This is a genomic window from Candidatus Cloacimonadota bacterium (assembly GCA_011372345.1).
GTDB lineage: Bacteria > Cloacimonadota > Cloacimonadia > Cloacimonadales > TCS61 > DRTC01.
In genome coordinates this window covers 1-3,644 of the sequence record DRTC01000572.1, presented here as the reverse complement: position 1 = coordinate 3,644, position 3,644 = coordinate 1, and the positions used below count along the sequence as shown (strand labels likewise).

General features: G+C 36.0%; 2 protein-coding genes and 1 tRNA gene. 2 read left to right on the top strand and 1 reads right to left on the bottom strand.

The genetic code is table 11. The features are described 5' to 3' along the window. The coding region (locus tag ENL20_10935) for a T9SS type A sorting domain-containing protein (protein ID HHE39068.1) at nucleotides 1-1,566 on the top strand (1,566 nt) is incomplete at its 5' end. Nucleotides 1,567-2,156: 590 nt separating this feature from the next. Here the strand turns inward: ENL20_10935 and ENL20_10930 are convergent. Further along, a tRNA-Arg gene (locus tag ENL20_10930) sits at nucleotides 2,157-2,230 on the bottom strand. Nucleotides 2,231-2,295: 65 nt separating this feature from the next. Between ENL20_10930 and ENL20_10925 the strand changes: the two genes are divergently transcribed. Continuing rightward, the gene (locus ENL20_10925; GenBank protein HHE39067.1) at nucleotides 2,296-3,459 is read left to right on the top strand and encodes an amidohydrolase; all 1,164 of its coding nucleotides are present in this window, start codon (nucleotides 2,296-2,298) and stop codon (nucleotides 3,457-3,459) included. The last annotated feature ends 185 nt before the right edge of the window (nucleotides 3,460-3,644 follow it).

Sequence of the window (3,644 nt, the reverse complement as noted above, 5' to 3'; positions counted from 1 at the left end):
AATGGTGATGGTTATTATTTCATTGATAATGTCAGTGTTAATACTTACACTGTTTACTGTACAGCAGATGGTTATGTTGATGCTTCTGTTGATGGAGTGGAAATCTTTGAGGAACAAACAACCGCCCAGGATTTTGCTCTGATGTGGTCAGAAATTGCAGTTGATCCAAACTCATTTGATGTTAATGTCCCTCAGGGCAGCACTCTTGATGTTCCTATGACGATCGCCAATGATGGACCAGGAGAGCTGACCTACAGCATCTCTTTCCAGGAACTTGATCTACTGAGAAGTAATATCAGAAAAGCAAATTATTCTGAAATCACTCTTCCGACTCTGGGATTTGATACATTCAGTGAATTTGCTAAACATAATCCAAAAATAACACAGAATTTCAGTTCTAATTCCGGAATATCAATTAAAATACCTGATCTTCATTCGAATCTAAGAAGAAATATTGCTGTCCTGATCGTCAGCCCTGATCCCGAAACAGCAACTTCTCAACTACAGACAGCTCTTGCTGCTTTTGATGATCTTGATGTCAGTGTTTATCCTTTAGATGATCTACCGGCAATTTCAGGAGAAGCACTTGCACCCTATGATGTAGTTATTGCATACAATGATTATACATGGGAAGCTGGTGGTGGAGATACAAACGATGTTGGTGATGCTCTTGCAGATTATATTGATCTTGGTGGAACCGTGATCGACAATATGTACTTACATAGCTTTGATGCCTGGGGATTAGGCGGTCGCTTCATTTCTGAACAATATAGTCCTTTCACGATGGCTAGCACAGACGAATGGATCCCCACCGATATGGGAACCGTTTACATGCCTGACCATCCGCTTATGACAGATGTTGTAACTGCTGGTCAAACCTGGGGAGTTCAAGATCCGGGAATTGCTGCTGGTGCTGATTTGATCGCAGATTGGGACAATGGATTTCCATTCCTCGCTGCCAATAATAGTGTTGTCGGGATGAATATCATGCCGATAGATCCAAATGTTGGTCCTACCTGGACAGGTGATGTATTAACGATCTATTATAACGCAATTGTTTGGTTATCTGGAGGTGTCTGGGTTACTGCTGAACCTTCCTCCGGAACTGTTCCGGGAGAATCTACAGACGAAGTAACAATCCAATTCAATGCCGGAGAGATTCCGGGTGGAACCGTTCTCGAAGCTAATATGATCATCGTGAATAATTCAATTCTGGGTGAACCTCTGATCGTTCCGGTTTCCATGACTGTTGGTCCTGATGCAATCGATGAAGAACCGATTCAACCTTTGATAACGGCACTTGGAACCAACTTCCCCAATCCATTCAATCCGGTTACAACGATCAACTATTCTCTTCATCAAGCTGAAAATGTAACTGTTTCGATCTATAACATCAAGGGACAGAGAGTTAAAACCTTAGTGAATGAAAATATGGAAGCAGGAAGACATACGGTAACCTGGTATGGAAAAGATAGTTTCAATAGAGATGTTTCCAGTGGTGTTTACTTCTATAAAATGGAAGCAGGTAAATATACCAGCACTAAGAAAATGATCTTGATGAAATAAGGTCAAATGACTGGAGGTGAAGGCACATTTGACCCAATTTCAGTTTAGTTCAAGATGACACAAAGGTTGAAAAATAAGGACTTACGAAATTCAAAATTAACCACTGGTCATTTGAACTAAACTTTAAATAGTCTTTCATCAGAAAGTATAAAAGCCACCGGAGTTTTTCTCTGGTGGCTTTTTTTCATATAATCCCCAATAATGCAGTAGCATAAATTCTAACTCAATAAATTTTACATTTCAATGCAATGATGCAATTCGACAACTTCTTATAGTTCGATATATTGAACTGTATTGCAGTAGAAATTCATTTCAAAAATATCTCTCTATTTCATTATTTTATTTGAATATTTTTCTCACATTTCTACTTTATGGATTGATTGACTCAACTATATGATATTCTTAGTATTCACTTTACTATTTTTTAATACTCTGAATTCAATAGCATTATTTGGGATAATAATATCAGAGCAACTACAGAGCAATAAAAATATTCTTTTTTTGTTACAATTTTTATTATTGTTTAGATTTCGATAAAAAATATCATTATAAATCTGAATTATTAGCTGTAAAAGGGATAAAATAAAGAATACCCCCGAGCCGATTCGAACGGCTGACCTTTTCCTTAGGAGGGAACTGCTCTATCCAGCTGAGCTACGGGGGCAATTCGGAAATTGAAATTTTTTCTTCTTCTTATAGTGTCAAGAAAATGATTGAATCAGATATAAATTGACAAAAAAAGATAGATTCAGATATTTCCATCTTGAAAACAAGGCAGGAAAAATGCTGGATTTGTTTAAGATTAGAAGATATTTACACAAAATTCCGGAACTTGGATTTGAGGAATTTAAAACCCAGAAATATCTTTTAAACATCCTGAAGAAATTTAAAAACTTGAAAATTCATTTATTTAATTTCACCGGAATATTAATCGAATATTCTCATGGAAAAGGAGAATATAAACTGTTCCGGGCTGACATGGATGCTCTTCCGATTAAAGAAGAAACCAAATGTGATTTTCAATCCGAGCACGAAGGAAAAATGCATGCGTGCGGACATGATATGCACATGACAATTCTGTTGGGATTAATCGAAAAAGTAGTCAGGGAAAAGCTCGAAGAAAATATATTATTTCTGTTCCAACCTGCTGAAGAAGGAAAAGGCGGAGCTCAAAGAATCATTAAAACAGGAATATTTAAAGATTACCATATTTCAGAAGCTTATGCACTACATGTGACCGGGAATTTACCTGCGGGAACAATTTCCTCCAAAAAAGGGATATTCTTTGCTAATTCACAGGAAGCAGACATCCTTTTCAAAGGAAAAAGTGCTCATGTTGCTTTTCCTGAAAACGGAATAGATGCACTCGAAGCAGGAGCAGAATTTTATAATTCTGTTAATAATAGGATCAAGAAGAATTTCAGTGTTCCGCAAACGATCAGATGTTTCTTTGGAAGAATATCAGCTGGAACAGCGAGGAATATTATTGCTTCGGAATGCAGATTAGAAGGAACTTTTCGTAGTTTTTTTGATGATGATCATGAAAAGATCAAAGAAATCCTGGAAATGACATTGGAAGATATTTCCCAGAAATATCAGGTTAAATCAGAAATAAAATATCTGAGTTTTTATAAACATGTCTTCAATAATGCCGAGTTATTTACAAAACTGAAACAATATTGTAAAAATTTGAAATATAAATTTTTAGAAGCAGAAGCAGTTTTTACAGGAGAAGATTTTGGTTTTTTTGCAGAAAAGTATAAAGGATTATTATTCTGGTTGGGAGCAAATCAGGGTGAAAAACAGGATCTTCATTCTTCAAAATTCCTGCCGGATGAAAAAGCAATCGAGGTCGGAATTAATATTTTGTTTGACTTGTTAAGTAGTCTATAGTTTGAAAATTTCCATATTTGATATTGTTAGCTTCGAAGTTTACAAAGAAAAACGAAGATTCAAACATCTGAATGTCCGAAGAACTTCCGATTGTTTGGAAAAGATCAACATTCCGAAGAGTTAACGCTCATTCGGAAGTTAAAAAGAGGTAAAATATGAAAAAACAATTACTTCCGACAATATTT